Source organism: Vulcanisaeta sp. JCM 16159 (genome assembly GCF_001316265.1).
Taxonomy (GTDB): domain Archaea; phylum Thermoproteota; class Thermoprotei; order Thermoproteales; family Thermocladiaceae; genus Vulcanisaeta.
In genome coordinates this window covers 49,485-68,298 of sequence record NZ_BBDN01000011.1, presented here as the reverse complement: position 1 = coordinate 68,298, position 18,814 = coordinate 49,485, and the positions used below count along the sequence as shown (strand labels likewise).

General features: G+C 48.4%; 24 protein-coding genes and 5 pseudogenes. 10 read left to right on the top strand and 19 right to left on the bottom strand.

The genetic code is table 11. The annotated features are described in order from the left end of the window. Positions 1–14 precede the first annotated feature (14 nt). Positions 15–1,405, top strand: a pseudogene (locus JCM16159_RS10760) (acetate--CoA ligase family protein). On the opposite strand, the gene JCM16159_RS19440 reads toward JCM16159_RS10760, so the two are convergent. The 5 genes from JCM16159_RS19440 to JCM16159_RS10745 all read right to left on the bottom strand — a co-directional run bounded on the left by JCM16159_RS19440 (position 1,388) and on the right by JCM16159_RS10745 (position 3,501). Continuing rightward, complete coding sequence (locus JCM16159_RS19440) at positions 1,388–1,564, bottom strand: hypothetical protein (RefSeq protein WP_367834471.1); 177 nt, start codon at positions 1,562–1,564, stop codon at positions 1,388–1,390. The pseudogene JCM16159_RS10760 and the gene JCM16159_RS19440 overlap by 18 nt on opposite strands. Before the next feature lie 41 nt (positions 1,565–1,605). Next, a complete protein-coding gene (locus tag JCM16159_RS19435; RefSeq protein ID WP_367834470.1) occupies positions 1,606–2,052 on the bottom strand; it encodes a cation:proton antiporter in 447 nt (148 codons plus the stop codon). A gap of 29 nt (positions 2,053–2,081) precedes the next feature. Next, positions 2,082–2,588, bottom strand: a complete 507-nt coding sequence (locus JCM16159_RS19430; protein ID WP_367834469.1) for a cation:proton antiporter — start codon at positions 2,586–2,588, stop codon at positions 2,082–2,084. A 126-nt stretch (positions 2,589–2,714) separates the two neighbouring features. Then, positions 2,715–2,957: a hypothetical protein gene (locus JCM16159_RS10750; protein WP_054857821.1), complete on the bottom strand. Its 243-nt coding sequence runs from the start codon at positions 2,955–2,957 to the stop codon at positions 2,715–2,717. 70 nt (positions 2,958–3,027) lie between these two features. Then, positions 3,028–3,501 (bottom strand): hypothetical protein, encoded by a 474-nt coding sequence (locus tag JCM16159_RS10745; protein ID WP_243666678.1) that lies wholly within the window; start codon positions 3,499–3,501, stop codon positions 3,028–3,030. Between the two features lie 97 nt (positions 3,502–3,598). Between JCM16159_RS10745 and JCM16159_RS10740 the strand changes: the two are divergent. Both JCM16159_RS10740 and JCM16159_RS19425 read left to right on the top strand, forming a co-directional pair. Continuing rightward, positions 3,599–5,353 (top strand): annotated as a pseudogene (locus JCM16159_RS10740) (chloride channel protein). Continuing rightward, positions 5,350–6,496, top strand: a pseudogene (locus tag JCM16159_RS19425) (MFS transporter). The pseudogenes JCM16159_RS10740 and JCM16159_RS19425 overlap by 4 nt, the downstream one beginning before the upstream one ends. Before the next feature lie 13 nt (positions 6,497–6,509). On the opposite strand, the gene JCM16159_RS10730 reads toward JCM16159_RS19425, so the two are convergent. Then, positions 6,510–6,899: a hypothetical protein gene (locus JCM16159_RS10730; RefSeq protein WP_243666673.1), complete on the bottom strand. Its 390-nt coding sequence runs from the start codon at positions 6,897–6,899 to the stop codon at positions 6,510–6,512. A gap of 119 nt (positions 6,900–7,018) precedes the next feature. Between JCM16159_RS10730 and JCM16159_RS10725 the strand changes: the two genes are divergently transcribed. Next, positions 7,019–7,375, top strand: coding sequence for an aspartyl protease family protein (locus JCM16159_RS10725; protein WP_054857818.1), 357 nt, complete (start codon positions 7,019–7,021; stop codon positions 7,373–7,375). A 24-nt stretch (positions 7,376–7,399) separates the two neighbouring features. On the opposite strand, the gene JCM16159_RS10720 is transcribed toward JCM16159_RS10725, so the two are convergent. The 6 genes and pseudogenes from JCM16159_RS10720 to JCM16159_RS10705 form a co-directional block, all read right to left on the bottom strand. Further along, on the bottom strand, positions 7,400–8,095 hold the full coding sequence (locus JCM16159_RS10720) for an ATP-binding protein (protein WP_367834468.1): 696 nt from the start codon (positions 8,093–8,095) through the stop codon (positions 7,400–7,402). After that, the gene (locus JCM16159_RS19420) at positions 8,059–8,223 is read right to left on the bottom strand and encodes a hypothetical protein (RefSeq protein ID WP_367834467.1); all 165 of its coding nucleotides are present in this window, start codon (positions 8,221–8,223) and stop codon (positions 8,059–8,061) included. The genes JCM16159_RS10720 and JCM16159_RS19420 overlap by 37 nt, the downstream gene beginning before the upstream one ends. Then, positions 8,151–8,405 (bottom strand): hypothetical protein, encoded by a 255-nt coding sequence (locus tag JCM16159_RS19415; RefSeq protein WP_367834466.1) that lies wholly within the window; start codon positions 8,403–8,405, stop codon positions 8,151–8,153. The genes JCM16159_RS19420 and JCM16159_RS19415 overlap by 73 nt, the downstream gene beginning before the upstream one ends. Positions 8,406–8,439: 34 nt before the next feature. Continuing rightward, positions 8,440–8,664 (bottom strand): hypothetical protein, encoded by a 225-nt coding sequence (locus JCM16159_RS10715; RefSeq protein WP_054857817.1) that lies wholly within the window; start codon positions 8,662–8,664, stop codon positions 8,440–8,442. Positions 8,665–9,172: 508 nt separating this feature from the next. Beyond that, positions 9,173–9,382: pseudogene (locus JCM16159_RS17215) on the bottom strand (hypothetical protein); the annotation flags it as partial. A gap of 162 nt (positions 9,383–9,544) precedes the next feature. Next, positions 9,545–9,868 carry a class I SAM-dependent methyltransferase gene (locus tag JCM16159_RS10705; protein WP_243666672.1) on the bottom strand — a complete coding sequence of 108 codons (324 nt, stop codon included), beginning with the start codon at positions 9,866–9,868 and terminating at the stop codon, positions 9,545–9,547. 318 nt (positions 9,869–10,186) lie between these two features. On the opposite strand from JCM16159_RS10705, the gene JCM16159_RS10700 reads away from it, so the two are divergent. From JCM16159_RS10700 to JCM16159_RS10685, 4 genes are all read left to right on the top strand, one after another. Beyond that, a complete protein-coding gene (locus JCM16159_RS10700) occupies positions 10,187–10,636 on the top strand; it encodes an Lrp/AsnC family transcriptional regulator (RefSeq protein ID WP_054857816.1) in 450 nt (149 codons plus the stop codon). Between the two features lie 267 nt (positions 10,637–10,903). Further along, positions 10,904–11,158 carry a hypothetical protein gene (locus tag JCM16159_RS10695; RefSeq protein WP_054857815.1) on the top strand — a complete coding sequence of 85 codons (255 nt, stop codon included), beginning with the start codon at positions 10,904–10,906 and terminating at the stop codon, positions 11,156–11,158. Continuing rightward, positions 11,128–11,841 (top strand): hypothetical protein, encoded by a 714-nt coding sequence (locus tag JCM16159_RS10690; protein WP_243666671.1) that lies wholly within the window; start codon positions 11,128–11,130, stop codon positions 11,839–11,841. Before JCM16159_RS10695 ends, JCM16159_RS10690 begins: the two co-directional genes overlap by 31 nt. 11 nt (positions 11,842–11,852) lie before the next feature. Further along, positions 11,853–12,533 carry a universal stress protein gene (locus tag JCM16159_RS10685; RefSeq protein ID WP_054857813.1) on the top strand — a complete coding sequence of 227 codons (681 nt, stop codon included), beginning with the start codon at positions 11,853–11,855 and terminating at the stop codon, positions 12,531–12,533. Positions 12,534–12,544: 11 nt separating this feature from the next. Here the strand turns inward: JCM16159_RS10685 and JCM16159_RS10680 are convergent, their stop codons facing one another. The 5 genes and pseudogenes from JCM16159_RS10680 to JCM16159_RS10660 all read right to left on the bottom strand — a co-directional run bounded on the left by JCM16159_RS10680 (position 12,545) and on the right by JCM16159_RS10660 (position 16,864). Then, positions 12,545–13,084, bottom strand: coding sequence for a TetR/AcrR family transcriptional regulator (locus JCM16159_RS10680; RefSeq protein ID WP_054857812.1), 540 nt, complete (start codon positions 13,082–13,084; stop codon positions 12,545–12,547). 24 nt (positions 13,085–13,108) lie between these two features. Beyond that, a pseudogene (locus JCM16159_RS10675) lies at positions 13,109–13,869 on the bottom strand (sulfite exporter TauE/SafE family protein). Next, positions 13,866–14,477 (bottom strand): FmdE family protein, encoded by a 612-nt coding sequence (locus JCM16159_RS10670; protein ID WP_367834474.1) that lies wholly within the window; start codon positions 14,475–14,477, stop codon positions 13,866–13,868. The pseudogene JCM16159_RS10675 and the gene JCM16159_RS10670 overlap by 4 nt, the downstream one beginning before the upstream one ends. Positions 14,478–14,903: 426 nt before the next feature. Beyond that, entirely contained in the window at positions 14,904–15,650 is a 747-nt protein-coding gene (locus tag JCM16159_RS10665) for a sulfite exporter TauE/SafE family protein (RefSeq protein WP_054857810.1), read from the bottom strand. Continuing rightward, the gene (locus tag JCM16159_RS10660; RefSeq protein ID WP_054857809.1) at positions 15,647–16,864 is read right to left on the bottom strand and encodes an MFS transporter; all 1,218 of its coding nucleotides are present in this window, start codon (positions 16,862–16,864) and stop codon (positions 15,647–15,649) included. The genes JCM16159_RS10665 and JCM16159_RS10660 overlap by 4 nt, the downstream gene beginning before the upstream one ends. Positions 16,865–16,987: 123 nt before the next feature. On the opposite strand from JCM16159_RS10660, the gene JCM16159_RS10655 reads away from it, so the two are divergent. Continuing rightward, a complete protein-coding gene (locus tag JCM16159_RS10655) occupies positions 16,988–17,566 on the top strand; it encodes a TetR/AcrR family transcriptional regulator (protein WP_243666670.1) in 579 nt (192 codons plus the stop codon). Positions 17,567–17,617: 51 nt separating this feature from the next. Then, positions 17,618–17,959 carry a hypothetical protein gene (locus JCM16159_RS10650; RefSeq protein ID WP_054857807.1) on the top strand — a complete coding sequence of 114 codons (342 nt, stop codon included), beginning with the start codon at positions 17,618–17,620 and terminating at the stop codon, positions 17,957–17,959. Positions 17,960–18,034: 75 nt separating this feature from the next. Here JCM16159_RS10650 and JCM16159_RS10645 read toward each other — a convergent pair whose 3' ends face one another. Together JCM16159_RS10645 and JCM16159_RS19410 are read right to left on the bottom strand one after the other, a co-directional pair. Next, the gene (locus JCM16159_RS10645; RefSeq protein ID WP_243666669.1) at positions 18,035–18,586 is read right to left on the bottom strand and encodes a ferredoxin family protein; all 552 of its coding nucleotides are present in this window, start codon (positions 18,584–18,586) and stop codon (positions 18,035–18,037) included. Next, positions 18,583–18,810, bottom strand: coding sequence for a ferredoxin family protein (locus JCM16159_RS19410; RefSeq protein WP_367834465.1), 228 nt, complete (start codon positions 18,808–18,810; stop codon positions 18,583–18,585). The genes JCM16159_RS10645 and JCM16159_RS19410 overlap by 4 nt, the downstream gene beginning before the upstream one ends. Positions 18,811–18,814 lie beyond the last annotated feature (4 nt).

The following is an 18,814-nucleotide window of genomic DNA, read 5'->3' as shown; positions in this document are numbered from 1 at the left end:
TCATTAGTAAGGCCGTGAGTGAGGGCCTTAATTACCTATTCAACCCCAGGTCAATAGCCATAATAGGCGCCACGGCTAGGGAGGGTAGCGTCGGCAGTGTAATAACCAGGAACCTACTCACCAAGTTCCGGGGCAGGGTCTACCTAGTTAACCCAAGCTACACAGAATTGATGGGCCACAGGGTCTATAGGTCCGTGCTTGAGGTACCGGGTGAGGTCGACCTAGCCGTAATAGTTACGCCGGCGCCCACGGTACCCAAAATAATCAATGAGTGCGTGGCTAAGGCGTCAAGGTAGCCATAATAATTAGTGGTGGTTTTAGTGAGGTTGGTGAAGATGGGGCAAAGCTCGAGGGTGAGGTTAGGAATGCGTCGCAGGGTAGGGTTAGGATACTCGGGCCTAATTGTATTGGTGTTTATAATGCGTTTAATGGCCTTGACACATTCTTCATACCGCAGGGAAGGATGGAGAGGCTGGGGCGGGACCAATAGCCCTCATAAGCCAAAGTGGCGCGGTTGCTGCGGCAATACTTGATTGGGCGGCCAGGAGGAATATTGGCGTTGGACTAGCCGTAAACTACGGAAACAAACTCGACATCAGTGAGGTGGAGTTGCTCGAGGCCTTGGCGGGCAATGATGATGTGAAGGTTATCGTTATGTATATTGAGGGGTTGAAATACCCAGGAGAGGGAAGGAGACTTCTCGAGGTGATGAGGAGGGTTACCAAGACTAAACCGGTGGTTGTTTATAAGGCGGGCAGGTCCAAGTCCTCCGGCAGGGCGGTTAAGTCCCACACGGCGGCTGGCGGGTAATTACGAGATCTACAGGGCAATGCTAAGGCAGGCAGGTGCCATAGAGGTTAATAACCTAATGGATGCGCTGGAGGTCGCCAAGGCCCTGGCTACACAGCCATTGCCCAGGGGCAACAGGGTATTGATAATCACGGATAGTGGTGGGGCGGGTGTTCAGGCCGTTGATAATGTGGAGTCCGTTGGGTTAGTGGTCCCTGAACTTCCGCAGGAAATTCGCGACACCCTCTCCAAGTCACTGCCGCCCTTCGCGAGTACGGCTAACCCGATTGACCTGACTGGTAGTGCCACGGATGCCATGTACAAGTTCGTGCTGGACACGGTACTACCAACGAGCTACGTAGACATGGCATTAGTACTAGCCCAAATGCAGTTGCCGGGCATGACTCCTAAGCTCGCGGATTACATAATAGAGGCGAGGAGGTTTGATAAGCCGATAGTTGTCTTTGGGATTAGTGCCAATGAGGATGCCAGGGCCTTTAAGGCGAGGCTTGAGGAGGGCGGTGTACCTACCTATGATAGGCTGGAGACCGCGGCAAATGCATTGAGGGCTCTCTATGAGTATGCAGTGATTAGGGGTTTAGCGCGCCCCCGCTGATGACCTAAACCTGCAGGCCTCCCGCCTATAGACTACGGCGCCTATTACCGTGGTTATCAACACCATGAGTATTATAATGCCGAAGTCGCCCATGGTAATCAACCCACTGCTCAACCCTATGGATGCGATCACAAGTCCCATCTCACCCCTCGGTATCATGCCATAACTAACGATTATTGATTCACGGCCACTACGAAGCCTCAGGTAGGCGAATGGTATATGCCAATGACCTTACCCACGATGGCCACAACGGAGGTCGCGAGGGCCATTACCAAGACCTCAATGTTAAGTATATACTTGAAGTTTAGCTGGAGGCCCATGGCTATGAAGAATATGGAGCCGAATATCGCCAGTAGCACATTCACCGTCTCCCTAACCCTCTGCGAGAACCTGCTCTCGGCAACGGCTACACCGGCTATGAAGGCTGCAATGACCTCGGAGAAGCCCAGGGTGGTCATTATGAGGACAATGCCGAAGAGAACCACTAGGGATGCGTACACGATAGTCTCCTCACCAACCCTGTTTAGTATCCTCGGTATGAACAATACGGAGAGTAGGAATACCAGGACCCAGAGGGTCACGATCTTTACGGCCGTGACCAACGAGCCGTAGGTAAAGCCACCCGTGCTTACCGCGGCGATCACCATGGATAGGAGTATTAGGGAAACAACATCGTCTATGGAGCAGCCGTAATCAAAACCTTAGTGCTGGGTAGCCCAGCCAAGCCCTCACGCTCAATGATCCCGGCAACGACGGCTAGGCTCGTGGGTGCCGTTGATAGGGCAATAATTGAGGACTCCACATATGGCAAACCCATACTCACCAAGACCCAGTATACCAGGGCGTAGGGGATTATGGCGCCGAATACTGCGGCCAATGCGCCATATATACCGCCCTCCCTGAGGGTGGATAGGCCGTGCTCAAGGCCTGAGGCGAACAATAGCAGTATCACCGAGAGGTTTGTGAGGAATAGTAGGTAGTCATTAATCGCGAACAACTCCATGTGGAGTACCGCGTTTAGTAAGGAGCCCAGGGCGTATGGGCTTAGGGTAAGCCCGATAAGGAGTTCAGCCACAACCCTTGGGAAGCCATACCTAATGAGTACACCACCCACTAGGTCAGCCAGTAGCACTAGGGTGCTCACCTCAAGGAGCGTGAGGAAAATAACCTCCCCAGTGGGCATTCGCGTGAGTACTTTTCACTCTTAATAAACATTATCGGCGGTCCCCCTTAGTGAGAAACAGAAAACAATAACCACCTATAAAGGTGCATGAATGGGTTATGTAATTCACGTAATGGGCAAGGCCCATTAATCATGGTACTCGGCATTATTTAACGCTTTAAAGCCGGTGATGAAGATGAGTGCCGATAGCAGAACCACGGAGGTGAAGTAGGCCGTGGATAGGGGTATTATTAGTGATGGGCTGATTAGGGTGAGGGCGATGGCATTGTCCATGCACCAGGTAAATGAGTCCATGTATGTGTGGGCTAGGATCATGAGTATTAGGCCCCTCAACCCCCTATTAACGGTTTGATAGGCCTTAAGGAGCATTGACGAGCTGGGTGGAATAGGAAGGAGACCACGGGCTGGATGGCAAGGCCGACCAGGCTTATGATAGGTGTTACTGTGGCGTAATTAATGCTGGATTTATTGGTGTGGGTATTAACAATGGCAATACCACGCTCATTATCGTGAATGCCACGTCCACGAGGGCGAAGCCATAACCAATATACAGTGTCGACCTGGGTTCACGATCCCTAACGGCCAAGTACCTAAAGATCTCCTGGGATGCGCCAGCCACGAGACCCATGTAAATGGATGCCAAATAGATGTTGGACCTAACGAAACCCAACACCGCACCTGCGGCTGATGAGGCGTTAATCAGCACATTCCTAATGTGAGTAAGGATTAATACGAGGAATGGAACCGCCTGAACAACGACCTGGAGCGCCAGTGCGATTAGCATGAAGCCAACGCCGATCAAAACCCACGAAACCCTATCACGCCAGGCAAACCTACTAAACAGGGTGTATGTGATGATTGATGCCGCGACTAGGTATGTGATTGCGAATAAGGCGGTGGTTATCTGCATCATGTGGCTACCCATTCCTAATTAATCTTTAATAAAAATAATAATTTAATTCCTCATGATGAGGAAGACCTTTAAAGGGTATATACCCGGTTTTTCGGTCATGAGGATTGGGGAACTACCCTACTTCATCAAGTGGTTTATACTGGGTATTGTGATTGGTATTGTGGCTGGGCTCTCGGCGTTGACATTCTACTTCACGCTTAAGCTCATGGAGTACATATTCATGCTTAAGCTCGTTGGTTACGAAATACCGGAGCCACTTGGTGAGGGTGGCTCGCTGAACTACGTATTCCATGCCGAACGTATTTGGCTCATACCACTATCAACAATGCTCGGCGGCCTATTATCCGGGCTCATAGTGTATACCTGGGCGCCCGAGGCTGAGGGTCATGGGACGGATGCCGCCATAAACGCCTTCCACAGGCTCCAGGGCAGGATTAGGAGGAGGATACCGCCAATCAAGCTCATTGCCTCGGCAATAACCATTGGGTCCGGCGGTAGTGCAGGTAGGGAGGGCCCCACGGCACAGCTAAGCGCTGGTATTGGGTCGATGATTGCCGACCTGTTCTCCTTAGAGCCCGAGGATAGGAGGATCGCGGTTGCCGTGGGCATTGGGGCTGGCATTGGCTCGATATTTAAAGCGCCGATAGGCGGCGCACTACTTGCCGCGGAGATACTCTATAAGAGGGACTTTGAGACCGAGGTTATATTCCCAGCCTTGATAGCCTCGGCGGTGGGCTACGTGATATTCGGCTCCGTAGTAGGCTTCACACCAATATTCGGCTATTACATGGGTACATTCAACCCAGCGAGACTACCCCTATACGTGGTGTTGGGCGTTGTCGACGGCTTAATGGCAATACTCTACGTGAGGACCTTCTACTCAGTGCATGACGCCTTCAAGAGGTGGAGGGTTAGTAATTACGTTAAGCCCGTCATCGGAGGTGCCGTGACTGGGTTAATAGGTTTGTTGACGCCTGAGGTCCTCGGTACGAGTTACGGCTGGCTGAACCTAGTTGAGTTTAACAGGGTTGATGCATTCGTGTCACCAATAATCGCACTACCACCATTAATAATCCTAGCCATGCTCCCCTTCCTCAAGATAATAACCACTTCATTCTCAATAGGCTCAGGGGGTAGTGGTGGCGTCTTCGCCCTGGCATAGTCATTGGCGCATTCACGGGATTCGACGTGTGGCTAATCCTACACTACCTAATGCCTGGCCTAGCCCCTGACCCAGCCCCCTTCGTGATAATAAGCATGCTTGCCTTCTTCGGCGCCGCCGCCAAGGCACCCATTGCCGTGATGTTCATGGTAATTGAAATGACCGGTAGCTACCAACTACTGCCTGGCGCCATGATAGCCGTAGCCATAGCCTACCTGGTCTCGGGCGACTATACCATCTACAGGGCCCAGGTACCAACGAGGAGGGACTCACCAGCCCACGCGGGTGAGTACAGGGTACCACTACTGATGGAGATTAGGTTGGTGAGTGCAGGTTGGTTAATGAGCCGGTCGCCCACATTGATGAGAGTGCGTCCACAGCACTCAACAGGATGCTTAGGTATAGGTTCACGGTACTGCCTGTCGTTGATCATGAGGCAGGTACGTGGGCGCAATAAACCTTTATGATGTTGGTGGGGGTAAGGGCGTGGTGCGTGATTACGTGAGGCCCATGCGCCACGTAGAGCCAGAGTCAACACTTTATGATGCGATTAGTGTGATGAGTGAGGCAGGTACTACGTGGGTACCCGTGGTGAGTAATGGCAAGTTGCTGGGAATACTAACCATGGAAAACATGAACAAAGCTTATTCAGAAAGACTGAAAAAAACTGAGGAGTTCGTAATGCCTTGATGAGGAATCGTGGGGAGGTCTTGAAGATATCATTCTCGGCATTCTTCGCGGACCTTGGTTACCAGACGGCTGTGGTCATGTTCCCATTGATATTCGTTGTATTCCTGGGCGCGCCGATGTGGCTTTACGGCGTTGTCGAGGCTGTTAATTACGGCTTAGGCAGTTTCATAGGCTTCCTGGGTGGCTTCTGGGTGATGTATATGGTAGGAAGAGGGTTGCCGTGATCGGCAATGCGGTAATAACCGTAGTCGCATTACTCGGCTTCTCCAGGTATTGGTGGGAGGCTTGGTTAATATTTCTAGTTGGTTGGTGGGCTAGGAACCTCAGGACACCGCCCAGGAGGGCCATGCTTAGCGAGGTCACGGAACCTAACGAGAGGAGTGAGGCCTTTGGAATCCTCCACGCGCTTGATATAACGGGTGCGGCATTGGCCATAACATACACAGCAATACTACTCTACCTTAAACTCCCAATTGAGTACTTGCTTGCAATCACGGCAATACCACTGGTAATATCAACATTGATACTGTCCACGGTTAACGCAGGCAGGGTGAAGACAAACTCGAGGCCCAGCATCGCGAGTTTAAGGGCAACCCATAGGTTCGTGTGGTTAATTGTACTGTCCACGTTCTTCTTCGGATTCTCGCAATACAGCTTCGGGTTCCCGGTAATAACAACCGCCGAGTTTACGCATGAAGACTACCTAGCCGTGCTGACATATGGCGTATTCCTAATGGCATCTGCGGTGTTTGGTTACGTGTTTGGTAGACTGAAGCTTAACGAGTATTCTGGTTTAGCCTTCCTTGGATACCTAGTGGGTTCAGTAGCCTCCCTGGGTTTTGCGTTATTGGCTCCATTCGGAATTATTGGCCTGTACCAATGGCATTCACGCTGGGTATTGCAGTCGCAGCCACTGAGGTCTTTGAACCGACCATAATATCTAAACTAATGCCGGAGGAAGCAGTGGGTTCTGGGATGGGGTTGTTAACCTTCGGTAGAAGCGTAGGGGTATTCCTTGGAAATACCATCATGGGGGCCCTATACCAGGTACACTACTCCTACGCCTACTACTTCGCATCAGCCTCATCATTAATATCCTTTGCAATAGCCCTGCTATTAATCATGAGGATGCGGCAGCCGTAAATGATAAAATGCGTCACTCCCCACGTAGATACTTCCGAAAGAGGTACATATACCTCTCATAAAGCCTGCCAGCTAATTCCGGGTTCCTAAATCTACACGCTCCTATCAATCCTCCGAGGCGCATTGTCTCTATCTTAGCCTCCTCCCATGCCTGGTAGAGCTCGAAGTATAGTGCTGAACTTTCAGACGACAAACTAAGCAACTCCCTAAGTAAGCCTATGCACTCTTCTCCATACAACGCATTGCCTCCCTCTGAAGCTCGTAAATCAACTCCAGATCCCTCCTGACCTCCTCCAACCTCCTTCTCAACTCCTCCACCCTTCTCCTCTCCTCTATTATCCTCCTCCTTAGCTCCTCCTCTTTTAAACACGTAATAATCCCACCGAAGCCTTGGGTAAGGCATTGCCTTTTTATTTTTTTAACTCAACGGATTGTCTCAGGAACATGACGAAAAATAGTAATTGAAACACCACGTAGCAGGGCGCTAAAGTTTTAAAGAATTGATTATAAGAGCATCTTGATATGGGCTTTATAAGGGTTAGGGCTAAGGTATGGAGTGTGGATAGGCCTAGCGAGCCAAGCGAGGTAGAACTCGTGGTGGACACAGGCTCGGTATATACGGTGCTGCCCGCTAAACTATTAAATGAATTGGGGGTTAAGCCGATGGGTTTAAGGAGGTTTAAGCTTGCGGATGGTAGAATCATTGAGAGAAGTGTTGGCGTTGTTGGTATTGAGGTTCAGGGAATAAGGGCCCACACGATGGTGGTGTTTGGTGATGAGGGAATATACCTCCTGGGCGCAACAACCCTTGAGGAGCTCGGCCTAGAGGTTGATCCAGTGAACAAAACACTAAGGCCCACTGAGTTACTATTAATGTGAGGCTTGGCGTGGAGCCGTGATTGATTATTTAATGTCCTGGAGGGCCCTCCTAACGGCCTCCCTATGCAGTGGTGTTTGCCAGGCCACATACTTGCCAATGCCAAGCTCAGGATCCCTCCCAGGCGGTTCATCAATCCAAAACTCCGGATTCCTCTCGGGTAGGAAGTAAATTATTAGGTTCTTCTCAACCAACTCATTAATTAACTCCTCCGGCGCGTCCGGGCTCCATAGGGCGTCCGGGTCCCTCACAGCCTCCTCAAGCCACCCACGCCACCTACTAATGAAGCGTGGGGTGATCACTCTCTCGTTAATAATCCTGTCAACCACACTGTCGATGCTCCAATTAGCCTCATATAACTGACCCAGCGCCTTTGGATTTCCACCCGTTATCCTCCACACATCCTCGAATAGTGGCTTATCACCAGATATTTGCCCGTACAATTGTTCAAAACCACCCCTGGGCATATTCCACATGACGTCTATATAGGCCCACCTATGCCTACCTATTTCATACTTAGAGATGCCCTCGCTGGTTGCCGCTATAGTGACTATCCTTTCGTAACTTTCTGGTGGATACTCGATTAGGTTTAGTAGGGCTTTTACGTATATTGCTGATTCCTTTACGCCGAGTATTTGGAAGGCGTCGTCAACTATTACGGCTATTTTGCCCCTCGTTGCCTTAATCAACTCCTTAGCCATGTCGAGGGCAAGCCAAGCCAATTTACCAAGGGCGTTTTGGCTAATGGCTCCCTAACAAGCCTCATGAACTCCCCCCTCAACTCCTTAACACTAAACTCGGCGAGGACATCCCTATCAATGGGATTAACGTAAACAACGTCAAAGCCCAATTCTCTGAGCAACTCCGCTGATTGCCTAAGCCACGCCGTTTTACCGCAGCCTCAGGGCCATAAACCACGTGAACCACGCCCATCCCACGCCCAGCCCAATCCTCAACACGCCTAAGGGCAAGATCCCTATCAACGAAGTCAACCTCAACGCCACCAGCAAACCTCAACCTAACCCTCTTCACGATTCTACACCCCACTGGGTTGCCTTAAATAGCCTTAGGTGATCCAAACCCTGGCCCTCCTGAGGATGTCCACGAAGTCCTCAAGGCCAAGGCCGGACAGCCTCTGGGCGAGCCTTAGGTCACCAGTCTCTATGAATAGTACCACGGCACTCCTAATCCTGGGCGGTAGTGAATTAATGAAATCCCAATCAGCCTCCCTCCTCCTCATTTCTCTCAACTCCCTCTCACGCTCCTCAAGCTCCCTAATCACGTCACTCATAGCCCAAGCCTTTCTAAATCCCTCCTTGAGAACCTATGCATTGTCTCCCTCTCATACTTATAAAACTCACTCCTATCAATCACGCCCAACCTAAGTAGTTCCGCCAGAACCTCGAAGGCCCTCCAGACCCTGGCCCTGGCGTAGAGGAATTGCGATGCATAGCGCCGCCATTTTCGGAAAGCACTACGTAGCCCCTATCGCTAGCCACGGCAATGCAGTAGGCCTCAGGGTAATCAAGCCTCCTAACCGGATACCTACTGCTCAATTCCATGAGTCTCAGGGCCTCATCCCTATAATTAGTCAGCTCAGGGAATAGCGCAAATTTACCCTCGGCTAACTTACCCGTTATCCAGGAAAGGGAGTTTTCAGACCTAACCTCATTAAGCACGGGCTCGGGAATCCACACAGTACTGAACAACCTAAACAATAAGTCCCTCCCTGAGTACCTAACCCAGTCGATTATGAATGACGTGTCGGCAATGGCGTCAGTTGGCATTTGGAACCCTCGCCTAATCCTAACCTCATTAAACTCCTCAACACTCATGCCGGCTATCCTAGCCGACACGTAAATATCCCCAGTCTCTATATAGTGAATGACCGCTAACTTAACCCTGGGGGGCAGTGAGTTTATGAAGTCCCAATCAGCCTCAGCCCTCCTAATCCTCCTAGCCTCCTCCTCCCTATCCCTCAACTCCTTAATCACCTCCTCAAAACCCATTACCAGCATTAATGCTGAGCCCTGAGTTAAAAACCTACCCACGCAATAGGCGATTAATTAACTCATTATCCACGGCCCTAGGCGACTCAGCATAGACGCGGGCACCTAGGCCCAGGGCCTCCCTAAGTATCTGCTCCCCATCGGTGTCGGCATTAATGACGTTTATTGCCAGGCATAATCAATGGAGCCGGGCCTAATGGGCAGTAATGCCGCGTCAGCACAGACCACGTCAACGTTCGGCAGGTAATTGGCGTACTTAAGCACGCCGCAGGCAATGTCTAGGCACACGTACTGCCTAGCCAAGCCGGACAGCAGGCCGGCCCCAACGCCGATCCCACAGCCAATGTCCAGGACCCTCGCAGCCCTCACCCTCAGTATCTCCGAAGCCCTTACGTAACCAAGCACGCTATCCCTTAGGTAGAGTTCCAGGTACCTGGTGCCCAGGGCCTCGTAGTAACCACGCACATAGAGCTTGTAACTTAGCATAACCAATGTAATTAATGTAAACCCAATAATAATCCTTTATAATGCATTACGTGGTAATTCCCACGTTTTCACGTACCATAGATCTCAAGGATCTACTTATTTCACAATACACGTGAAATAGGATTTTAAATAATACATTGACTTGTTGGTCAATGGGGCAGTAGGGCCGTTATTCGAAGTGCCAGTTCTCATAAGCCCTGTCAATGTTGCACTATGGTTAAGGAAGAAATTATATATGCGGAGATAGCACAACGGGCTTAGTAATGATCCCTGTAAAAAGCTTATAACGCCTAGGGTTAATTTTCATGGTTGGGGGTTATGAGACGTGTACATGGGAACGATTCCCTACTGCTTGATGATTTAGATCATGAGATACTAAGAGTCCTTGAGGAGGATTGCGCGCTTACGTACCATGAGGTTGCGAAGAGGGTTGGTAGGAGCCCGTGGACCGTTAGGCATAGGATTGAGAGACTTAAGCGTATGGGCGTTATTAAGGGGTGTAGGGCTGTTGTTGATTATAAGGCGTTGGGTTATAGTGAGGTCGTCCTGTTCTTTAATGTACCGCCGGAGAACATGGAGGAGGCCCTGGACTTCATGAGGTCTCAGGAAATGATCAAGGAATTATTCATAATTACTGGCGATAAGCGTATTGTAACCGTGATAGTGGGTAGGGATTTGGATAATATTAGGAGGTTCATATTGAATAATCTCACTAAGTTTAAGGTATATAACACGGAACTTAATGTTGTTATTGATAAGGTGAAGTGAAGGGTTACGGCGATGCCTCGAAAAATCATTACCAATTCACAGTCTCCTACACGGTATATTTTACACATGTCTCACAATATGGTAAATAATTATCTAAGGAATTCATTTTAAGAAAGTATTAAGGATTACATATGCATAGCCAAAATATTTAGTGGCAATTCTTGTCTCTCTCCCTACTTTGATCATCTAATTATTACAACTATATTTCATTACCATCCAAAGTTTTGCCAGAAAGACCTATTAGCTTTGCGTGTTTTGTCGTGCTTCGTGACGTCAAACACACTTGAAGTAAGTAATAGGTTGGAGAGAGTTAGGGCGCACCTTGATAGGTGGCTTGGTGCCTACGTAGGTCTCATGATAGTTCTCGGCCTGGTCGCAGGTTACTACAGTATAGGTTGGGTGCGTTATCACGAGCAGTTATTGAACATGGTAATGATGGCCTCCATATACATAATGATATTCCCCATGTTACTCATGCTAAACATAAGGCATTGGGAAACGCCTTTAGGAATTACAAGCTGACTACGGCGGTGGTACTGCTGAACTTCGTTTACAGCCCGTTAATGGCAGTACTACTTGGGCTATTATTTGTACCAAGCCCCTTCGTTAGGTTTGGCCTCTTCCTTGCCTGGGTTGTCCCATGCTCATCAATGAGCATTGGCTATGTGGGGTTAATGATGGCTGACATAAGTGCCGCAACGGCTATGGTAGCCCTATCATTCATACTATCGCTAGCGTTGATACCCGCTGAGTCCTCAGCCTACATAAGCATGTTCCTAACCCATGTAAGGGGGCTCACACTATCCGGCGCAGTCCTTGGGAAGGTCGAGATGAACCTAGTCATGACTATAATAGAGGTCCTAATCATACCGCTGGTCCTGGCAATACCAACCCGCGAGGCGATGATCAGGAGGATGGGGCAGGCAGGGTTTAGGAGGATCAGCCCCTTATTCCCATCAATCACAATGATTGGTATGATGATCATAATATTCACGATATTCTTCGCCCATGCAGGAGTCCTCATCACGCACATGATGGATGTGCTGGGCATATTCTACTCAGCTATGGTTTTCGGCTCCGTATCACTCGCGGTATTCACGCTGCTCTTTAAGTACGTTAAATTGAATAGGAGGGGTGAGTCACCGTATGACCCAGCAATGGTGGCGATACTAACTGGTATTCCGAAGAATGAGCAACGGCCATAGCACTAAGTGCAGTGGCGCTCGCGCCACTTGGTTCTGGAATCGCCTTCTTAGCCTCAATGCCACCATCATTACTACCTGCCTTCCAGGTGGTCTTCATAATAACATTTCTCAAGTTGAGGGATAGGGTTATGAACTTCTATGGAGTTAGGAGGGAGAGGGAGGCTATTAAGGTGCCCGTGGAGGAGGGGGCTAAGGTCAGTGCCAGGGGTATTGCTGAAGAGGGAGCCTTTGAGATTGAGAGCATGGTGGGTAAGCCAGGCCTAAACGTCTTAATCCCTGTGGACTTATCGAGAGACACAGAGAGATGGGTTATTGAGGGATTGAGTAGATTAAGCAACGTAAGTAGTGTAACACTTCTTTACGTTGTGCCGCTTAACCTTTCCGAGGTTAGTGAGTTCATTACGGAGAACGTTATTGCCGAGGGGAAGAAGGTTGCGGAGGGTAAGTTAATTAACTTAATCAATATCATTAAGTCCAGTAAGATTATTGAGATAAATAATATAAATATTAATTATGAGGCTGCCGTTGGCGACCCCGCATCAATAATTATTGACTATGCGAGTACGGGCAAGTTTGACCTAGTCATGATGGGCCACAGGCCGCATATCATTGGTAGTGTCGCATTGAAGGTTGTGGCGAGATCACCAATACCCGTACTAATAATTAGGAGGCTGAGTAAAGCCAGGTATTAAAGTCAAATTTATCATTTACTCAGGGTAATCCTCATCAGGGTATTCACGTAGGTCTCCTCATCAATCCCCGGCGGATTAATCACATAGCATAACAACCCACCTAGGAATGCTCTAATCCTCACAATGCCCTCGGGACCCTCATCGTTGAAGACCACCCTACTTATCTTAACCACCATTGACCTGCATAGTTCTCTAACGCTCTCCTCAAGTTCCCTGTAGACGTTCATTGCCGATATTGTGTGCAGGAATAACCTCCTCATTACCGAGTCGCGGTATTTCCCCAGGAAACCAATCCCAATGCACCTAAGGATCTCATACCCACCGCCTCCTCTACCCAGGCAGTCCTCAACAACATCAAGGGGAATGCTCCTCCGGGCAACCTCAATTATCAACTGATCCTTGGACTTGAAGTACCAAAATACCAATCCCTTGGATACACCTGCCCTACTGCACACCTCATCCACAGAGGCCCTGAAAAAGCCCTCCTCGGCAAAGACCTCACTGGCCGCCTGCAGAATCCTCTCCCTAGACCCGAGAACTGGAGAACTCATGAGAAGACGCCCAAATTACCTAGTTTAAAGGATGCTTATCAATATTTTTCCAAGCACAAACGCTATTATTAACATTATGACAAATCTCATGTATTGGGTCCTTATCCTATTCATTAGGTACGAACCTGTGAACCCGCCCAAGACACCGCCCACTAGTACCATGATCCATAGCATGTAATCAATACCCCTCAATAAGAATAGGTAGCTCGCAAAGCCGCTTGCTGAGCTAAACAATGCTATATAACCCGCCGTTGCCGAAACCCTCTTATAGTCATTCTCTATGAGGCTAGTACGGGCAGGATTATCATGCCGCCACCAACGCCAAGCAAACCCCCTAGGAAGCCCACAATAGCACCGGTAAACACACCCAGCGCATAGCCCTTTAGGCCCATGTAAAACCTGCCCACTCTCTCCTTAACCCTACCCTTCGCCAGGTTGTATAGTGTGTATGCCAGGAATGCCGCGAATGCGCAGAGCAGTATCTTCCTTGGTGTGTGGATGCCTATGTAGGCGCCTATTGGCGCCATGACGATGGCGGGTATTAGGAAGATTGTCCCCAACCTCCACAGAATCCTCTTCTTATTCGCATTGTATATTGTGGCCGTGGATAAGGAGAACACATTGAGTAATAGCCCTGAGGCGGCCGCCACAGGGAATGGTATGCCTAGCGAGTAGTATATAGGGATTAGGGTATTGGCCGCACCCACTCCAGCGATTGCGAAGAGCGCTGAGATTGCCCAGGTTAGTATGGTGATTATGATAGGAGTTAGGTCTGCCGTAATCATAGTGATCCTCGTGATTCTCCCCTCAACTCAGTCTCGTAGCACCTTGGGCATAGTTTCTTTCCATTAAATATCTTGATATAATTCTCAAAAACGAGCTCCCCGCATGAGTCACAAGGTATCCTGCTCATCGCCTTCCTAATTGCTGGCCTGTAATTGAAGTCCTTAAGGAATTCGTACTTAAATACCTCCTCGGGATCTTTAGATAGTACGAAGTTTATGACCTCATCAACCACCTCCCTAGGTACCTGGGAAGCCGGTATCCCTGACCTCCGGTACCTAAAGAACTCGAACTTGCCGAGTTCGTTCAAGAACTCCGACTTTATGGCAACTCTTACGGCCCCCTTACCTGGTCTATAGAGTATTATTGCCAGCTTCCCGTAGTATAGCCTTTTGTAAAGGCCCTTGCCGTATGTGCATCCAGTGGCTGCTTGCACACCATCGTCGAAACACTCCTGGTGATGCTCATCCCCAGTCTCGGAAAACACGTAGGTACCCGAGTCCCTCTCCCTCTCAATCCCAAGCAGTTTAAGGGCGTACTTACCCGCCAAGTAACCCAGAACAAGCGCTGGGCATCTATGTCCATGGAACTCAAAGACCCAGTCAGGAATCTCGTACTTCAGGTTTGCCGAGGCCGTATTGATCCATTGCCCAACTGGTCAATTAATATTTAATCATTATTACACGTAATCCGTAAAAAGCCCTTGAGATTGAAAACTCGATAATAAAGTTTTAAGCGAATCCCACATAAGCGCTAACGCTAAGCTATTATGTAAAGAAATAAAAGAAATAACTGAGAACAAGTAATACAGCTGATATTAGGGCTATCGTTACAGCGAATACCATATAAGGCCTTCTGTTCTGCATAGGCGACTCTACACCCCCACGAACATCGCCCGAACAGGTAGAACACGGTCGAAGGAGAGAGAAGCCAAGCTTATCCCCGATAATAACTTCAAACGAAAATATTATGTAGAAAGGAGCGGAACTATATTTTATTTATTTTAAGTTAAATTCTTAACAATTCTAGCGGCTCATCAAATCAGCGTTATTGCTATCCTTAATGCTGAAACCAATAGTATCAGAGCGAGAAGCATCCTCAACCATGATGGTTTTGCAAGTTTTATCGAAAGGAAAGCACCTATTACAGAGGCTATTGCAACGAGGGAGGCTGATAAGATTAAAAAGTTTAAAGGTATGAATGAGTGCATAACAAAACCTGCAAATCCGGCAAAGCTTGCAACTGTTGCTATTATTGCCGTTGTGCCGGCTGCCTTCTTAGTGTTATAGCCGGAGATGAGCAGGAAGGGCATCATTATGCCTCCTCCCCCTATTGCCAGAAGCCCTCCTATGAACCCTGCAAATATAGCTCCTGGCAGGCCTGCAGAAAATACCCTTTTGGCCTCAATGCTGACTCCCTCCCTCTTTACGTTTAAGATAACCCATGCGCTGAGGATCAGCAGGACAGCGACTAAAAGATACATTATCACTTTTACAGGAACCATGAATGCGTAGTAAGCTCCAGTGAATGCCGCGATGCCAGCCGCAACTGAAAGTAGGCTCCCGTACTTCCAGTCCACGTTTCTGGTCTTTATAAAAGGTATCGACGCGAAGCCGCTGTTTATCCCGTTAAGCAGTATGGCGAGAGGAAATATCGTAGAAATCACGCTATAACCCAAGCCCTCCATGCTTGCTATAAAGACAGGTGCAGCTCCAACTCCAAGCATGCCGAAAAGCAGCGCTGCCAAAAAGTTCACTAGCTGAACTATAACTGATGCTATCATTGCACTTTCACCTCCTTATTTTTATTGATTGGCCTGAGGAGAAGCTCCCAAACGAAGAATACCGCGGTTATTCCTGCAAATACTGTTAAAGTATAAGTTTCGCCAACCACTGAGAACATGTAGCCCACCAGTGGCATTAGGGCTGACATTATCATCATTATTGAACTGAAGAATGATGTGGAGGTTGCGATTTCCTCACGCTTAAATGACGTGTTGGCAATTTGTAACCCAAGGGTCCAGGTCAATCCATCTGGTATACCTGCTATTAGGAGTGCTAGGATGAAGAATATCCATGAAACCATGCTTAATGCCAGGAATACCGAGGCTAGTAGCGCTATGGTGACGGCGGCAATCATGTAAGGCCTCCTGTTGGTTATTGGTGATTTAAGCCTAACCACGAGTCTCGTCAACACATCACCAACGAACATGGCGGCCAATAGGTAGTAAACCTCGCTGGCAGTGAAACCTAAGGCACTTCCTATTTCGTAACTGAAGGAGAATATTATGAAGAAGGGTATTGTGTATGCCAATGCCGCAATCACTGCCCAGTTAAACTCAAGGTTCCTGAATAGGGATGATATACTCGTGTGTCCGCCATGGCCCTTGGCTTCCACGTACTTCAACGCGTACCTCCCACGTAGCGCCACCACGAAGGGTATTGCTATGAAGGCCATTATGGCGAATAATGCGAATAGTGTCTTTATTCCAAGGCCAAGTAGATAACCTGTAGTGAACGGAGCTACAATAAGCGCCAGCGCCACCCAGAATGAGAATGCCGCCTGTTCCACCTGCCTCCTTGCCTGGTCGATTGATGCCATACCTGACATGGTCATAAAGGAATCCATGACCACGCCCGTTATTAGGCCATCAATAATCATCAACGTGTAAACCTCAGCATAGCCCTTCACTACTATGTATAGTGGCATTGTTGCGCCGAGAAGCGTGAGCGCTATTATTTCAGCAGTCCTTAATTGACTGGGCCTTATTCTATGCATTATGAATGCTGATGCTGCGAAGGCTAGTGTGAAGAGTGCGAAGCCTATACCTATCTCAAATGAGTTCATGCCGAAGGTACTCCCTAGGTAGCCTATTGATGTTTGATAGAATTGAAGTAGGTACCTACCTAGGAACGCTGCCACTATTATTAACCACTCGGCTCCACTTATTACACCGAAATCCAACCCGATTTTCCTCCATCTACTTTGTTGGGACATACTGGTCAACTAACCGGTCAGTTAGCTGGTTTATAAAGCTTTCTGACCAGTCAGTTAGTAATAACCAGTTGGTCAGTAAGTTATTTAAAGGTGTAATGCTAAAATAAACACGTGAGGAAAACCATGAGGAGCAAGATGAGGAAGGAAAGAATGATGAACATTATTAATGCAGCTATTAAGGTCTTTGCTGAGAAGGGGTTTGATGCAGCCTCAATGGATGAGGTTGCTAAAATGTGCGGTGTTAGTAAGGGCACAATATTCCTATATTTCAAGAGCAAGGATGAGTTGATACAAAGTGTTGCCCTCTTATCTGTACCGCATGACATAATAAATGAAGTGTTGAGGAGAGATTACAATAATGCACGGGATTTGTTAATTGATTTCGGTATGAGGTTTATGGAGAAGTACTCCAACAGGGATTTAAGGTCCTTACTGATGCTCACAATGGCCTATAAGGATAGGTATGGGAGAGTTAAGGAGAGGTTAAGAGAGACATGCATGGACAAGATGAATGAAATGTTTAGGAGGGTTGAGACGCTTACGGGGCACTCAATACCGATGTCTCTCAGGAGAGCCTTCTTCGGGGCATTGATGTGCTACACCATTTGGTGGGATGAGAATGAGATGGAACCCAGGAAATTCGTTGAGGAATTAGTCGATAGCCTACTAAGCGCCACCAGCCTCCAAACAAGCCAAAGATAGGCTTAACCACCAAGAACAAAGTATTTAAGTGAAACAGATTATGTGTTAGTAATGAGTAGTGGCGAGAAGGCCCAGGGTAAGGAACCGTTCTACTTCAAGTCCTTTGACAGGGTCATCGGCATAGCCCGTAATGTTGAGGAACTAAAGAGTGAGCTTGAGAGGCTCATTAATGTTGATCCAAAGGCCCTTGAGTACCACCTTAGGGAGGGCCATATTGTTCAGTGGCTTGTTTATATTGGCGAGGTTGAATTGGCGAAGAGGTTGATCGGCGTTGGCGATCCTAAGAGGGCCCTTGAGATAGTAAGTGAGTACTTATCATCAAGAGGTAGGGAGGGTAAGCCTGAGGAAAAAGAGGGGGAAGTGGAAGAGGGACCTGGCGAAAGCCATTTATGAAACCACATAGGAAACCCTTTGAGAAGCCTTGGGAGGGAGGGCACGGTACCTAATTAACTAAGAGTAAAATGCGTTTTACTTATCAACGATCTTCACCAACTTAGTCATCCTCACAATTAGTGAGTCTGGTAACTCCATTAATAGGTTTGGGTTCCTACTTAACCTATCCTCAAGTTCCCTCCTCACTATTCCTGAATCCACCAGGTCTCGTGCGAGTTTCTTAAGCTCGGAGAAGTCTGGGAATTTAATTGCGTCCCAGAGGCAAGCCACTTGGCAGTTGTTGCAACCAACCATGCAGTTGTACGGGTATAAAACTACGGATTTTCTCCTTGTCTCATCATAACCAAATACATTCCTCCTCTCACTACATTGCACAACGCAGAGACCACAACCAACGCACTTATCCTCATCAATCATTGGGCCCCACCTTATTGCTGTCCTATCAATACCATGCCACTTGCTGAATTCGGGGCTTGGTTTATTAATTAGTTTGAAGGTTCTTGAGTCAACCCTGTGGTCAGGGTACTTACTGAGTCTCTCCATTAACTCCTTCTTAACGTTTGGGTATATTTTCTCCTTAATTATTATAGTCCTCAGGAACCTCTTTGGGTCATCCGGAAATGTCATGGCATCCTCAGGCATAACTTTGCGCATGTGGTGCACCCCAATACACAGTTACCTGGGTTCGCAACAATGGGTAACCCCCTGTCCGACCACCTAAAGACATCATTACCACACGTAAGCAGGCACAGGCCGCACCCGGTGCATTTACCATAGTCTATTCTTGGATACCAAGTTAAGCGTGTCCTATCCACTCCATGCCAAGTCCTTCGTTCTGTCCCGTGTGACATCGAT

Bases quoted from the DNA above. Each gene is read 5' to 3' on its own strand.
- JCM16159_RS10655 (WP_243666670.1), top strand. From the start codon at position 16,988: ATGAGGAGCAAGATGAGGAAGGAAAGAATGATGAACATTATTAATGCA.
- JCM16159_RS19435 (WP_367834470.1), bottom strand. From the start codon at position 2,052: ATGGTGATCGCCGCGGTAAGCACGGGTGGCTTTACCTACGGCTCGTTG.
- JCM16159_RS10715 (WP_054857817.1), bottom strand. From the start codon at position 8,664: ATGAGTGACGTGATTAGGGAGCTTGAGGAGCGTGAGAGGGAGTTGAGA.
- JCM16159_RS10750 (WP_054857821.1), bottom strand. From the start codon at position 2,957: ATGCTCCTTAAGGCCTATCAAACCGTTAATAGGGGGTTGAGGGGCCTA.
- JCM16159_RS10650 (WP_054857807.1), top strand. From the start codon at position 17,618: ATGAGTAGTGGCGAGAAGGCCCAGGGTAAGGAACCGTTCTACTTCAAG.
- JCM16159_RS19410 (WP_367834465.1), bottom strand. From the start codon at position 18,810: ATGTCACACGGGACAGAACGAAGGACTTGGCATGGAGTGGATAGGACA.
- JCM16159_RS19440 (WP_367834471.1), bottom strand. From the start codon at position 1,564: ATGATACCGAGGGGTGAGATGGGACTTGTGATCGCATCCATAGGGTTG.
- JCM16159_RS10680 (WP_054857812.1), bottom strand. From the start codon at position 13,084: ATGAGTTCTCCAGTTCTCGGGTCTAGGGAGAGGATTCTGCAGGCGGCC.
- JCM16159_RS10665 (WP_054857810.1), bottom strand. From the start codon at position 15,650: ATGATAGCATCAGTTATAGTTCAGCTAGTGAACTTTTTGGCAGCGCTG.
- JCM16159_RS10725 (WP_054857818.1), top strand. From the start codon at position 7,019: ATGGGCTTTATAAGGGTTAGGGCTAAGGTATGGAGTGTGGATAGGCCT.
- JCM16159_RS10705 (WP_243666672.1), bottom strand. From the start codon at position 9,868: ATGCTAAGTTACAAGCTCTATGTGCGTGGTTACTACGAGGCCCTGGGC.
- JCM16159_RS10660 (WP_054857809.1), bottom strand. From the start codon at position 16,864: ATGTCCCAACAAAGTAGATGGAGGAAAATCGGGTTGGATTTCGGTGTA.
- JCM16159_RS10645 (WP_243666669.1), bottom strand. From the start codon at position 18,586: ATGACATTTCCGGATGACCCAAAGAGGTTCCTGAGGACTATAATAATT.
- JCM16159_RS19430 (WP_367834469.1), bottom strand. From the start codon at position 2,588: ATGCCCACTGGGGAGGTTATTTTCCTCACGCTCCTTGAGGTGAGCACC.
- JCM16159_RS10730 (WP_243666673.1), bottom strand. From the start codon at position 6,899: ATGCCTTACCCAAGGCTTCGGTGGGATTATTACGTGTTTAAAAGAGGA.
- JCM16159_RS10700 (WP_054857816.1), top strand. From the start codon at position 10,187: ATGAGACGTGTACATGGGAACGATTCCCTACTGCTTGATGATTTAGAT.
- JCM16159_RS10745 (WP_243666678.1), bottom strand. From the start codon at position 3,501: ATGATGCAGATAACCACCGCCTTATTCGCAATCACATACCTAGTCGCG.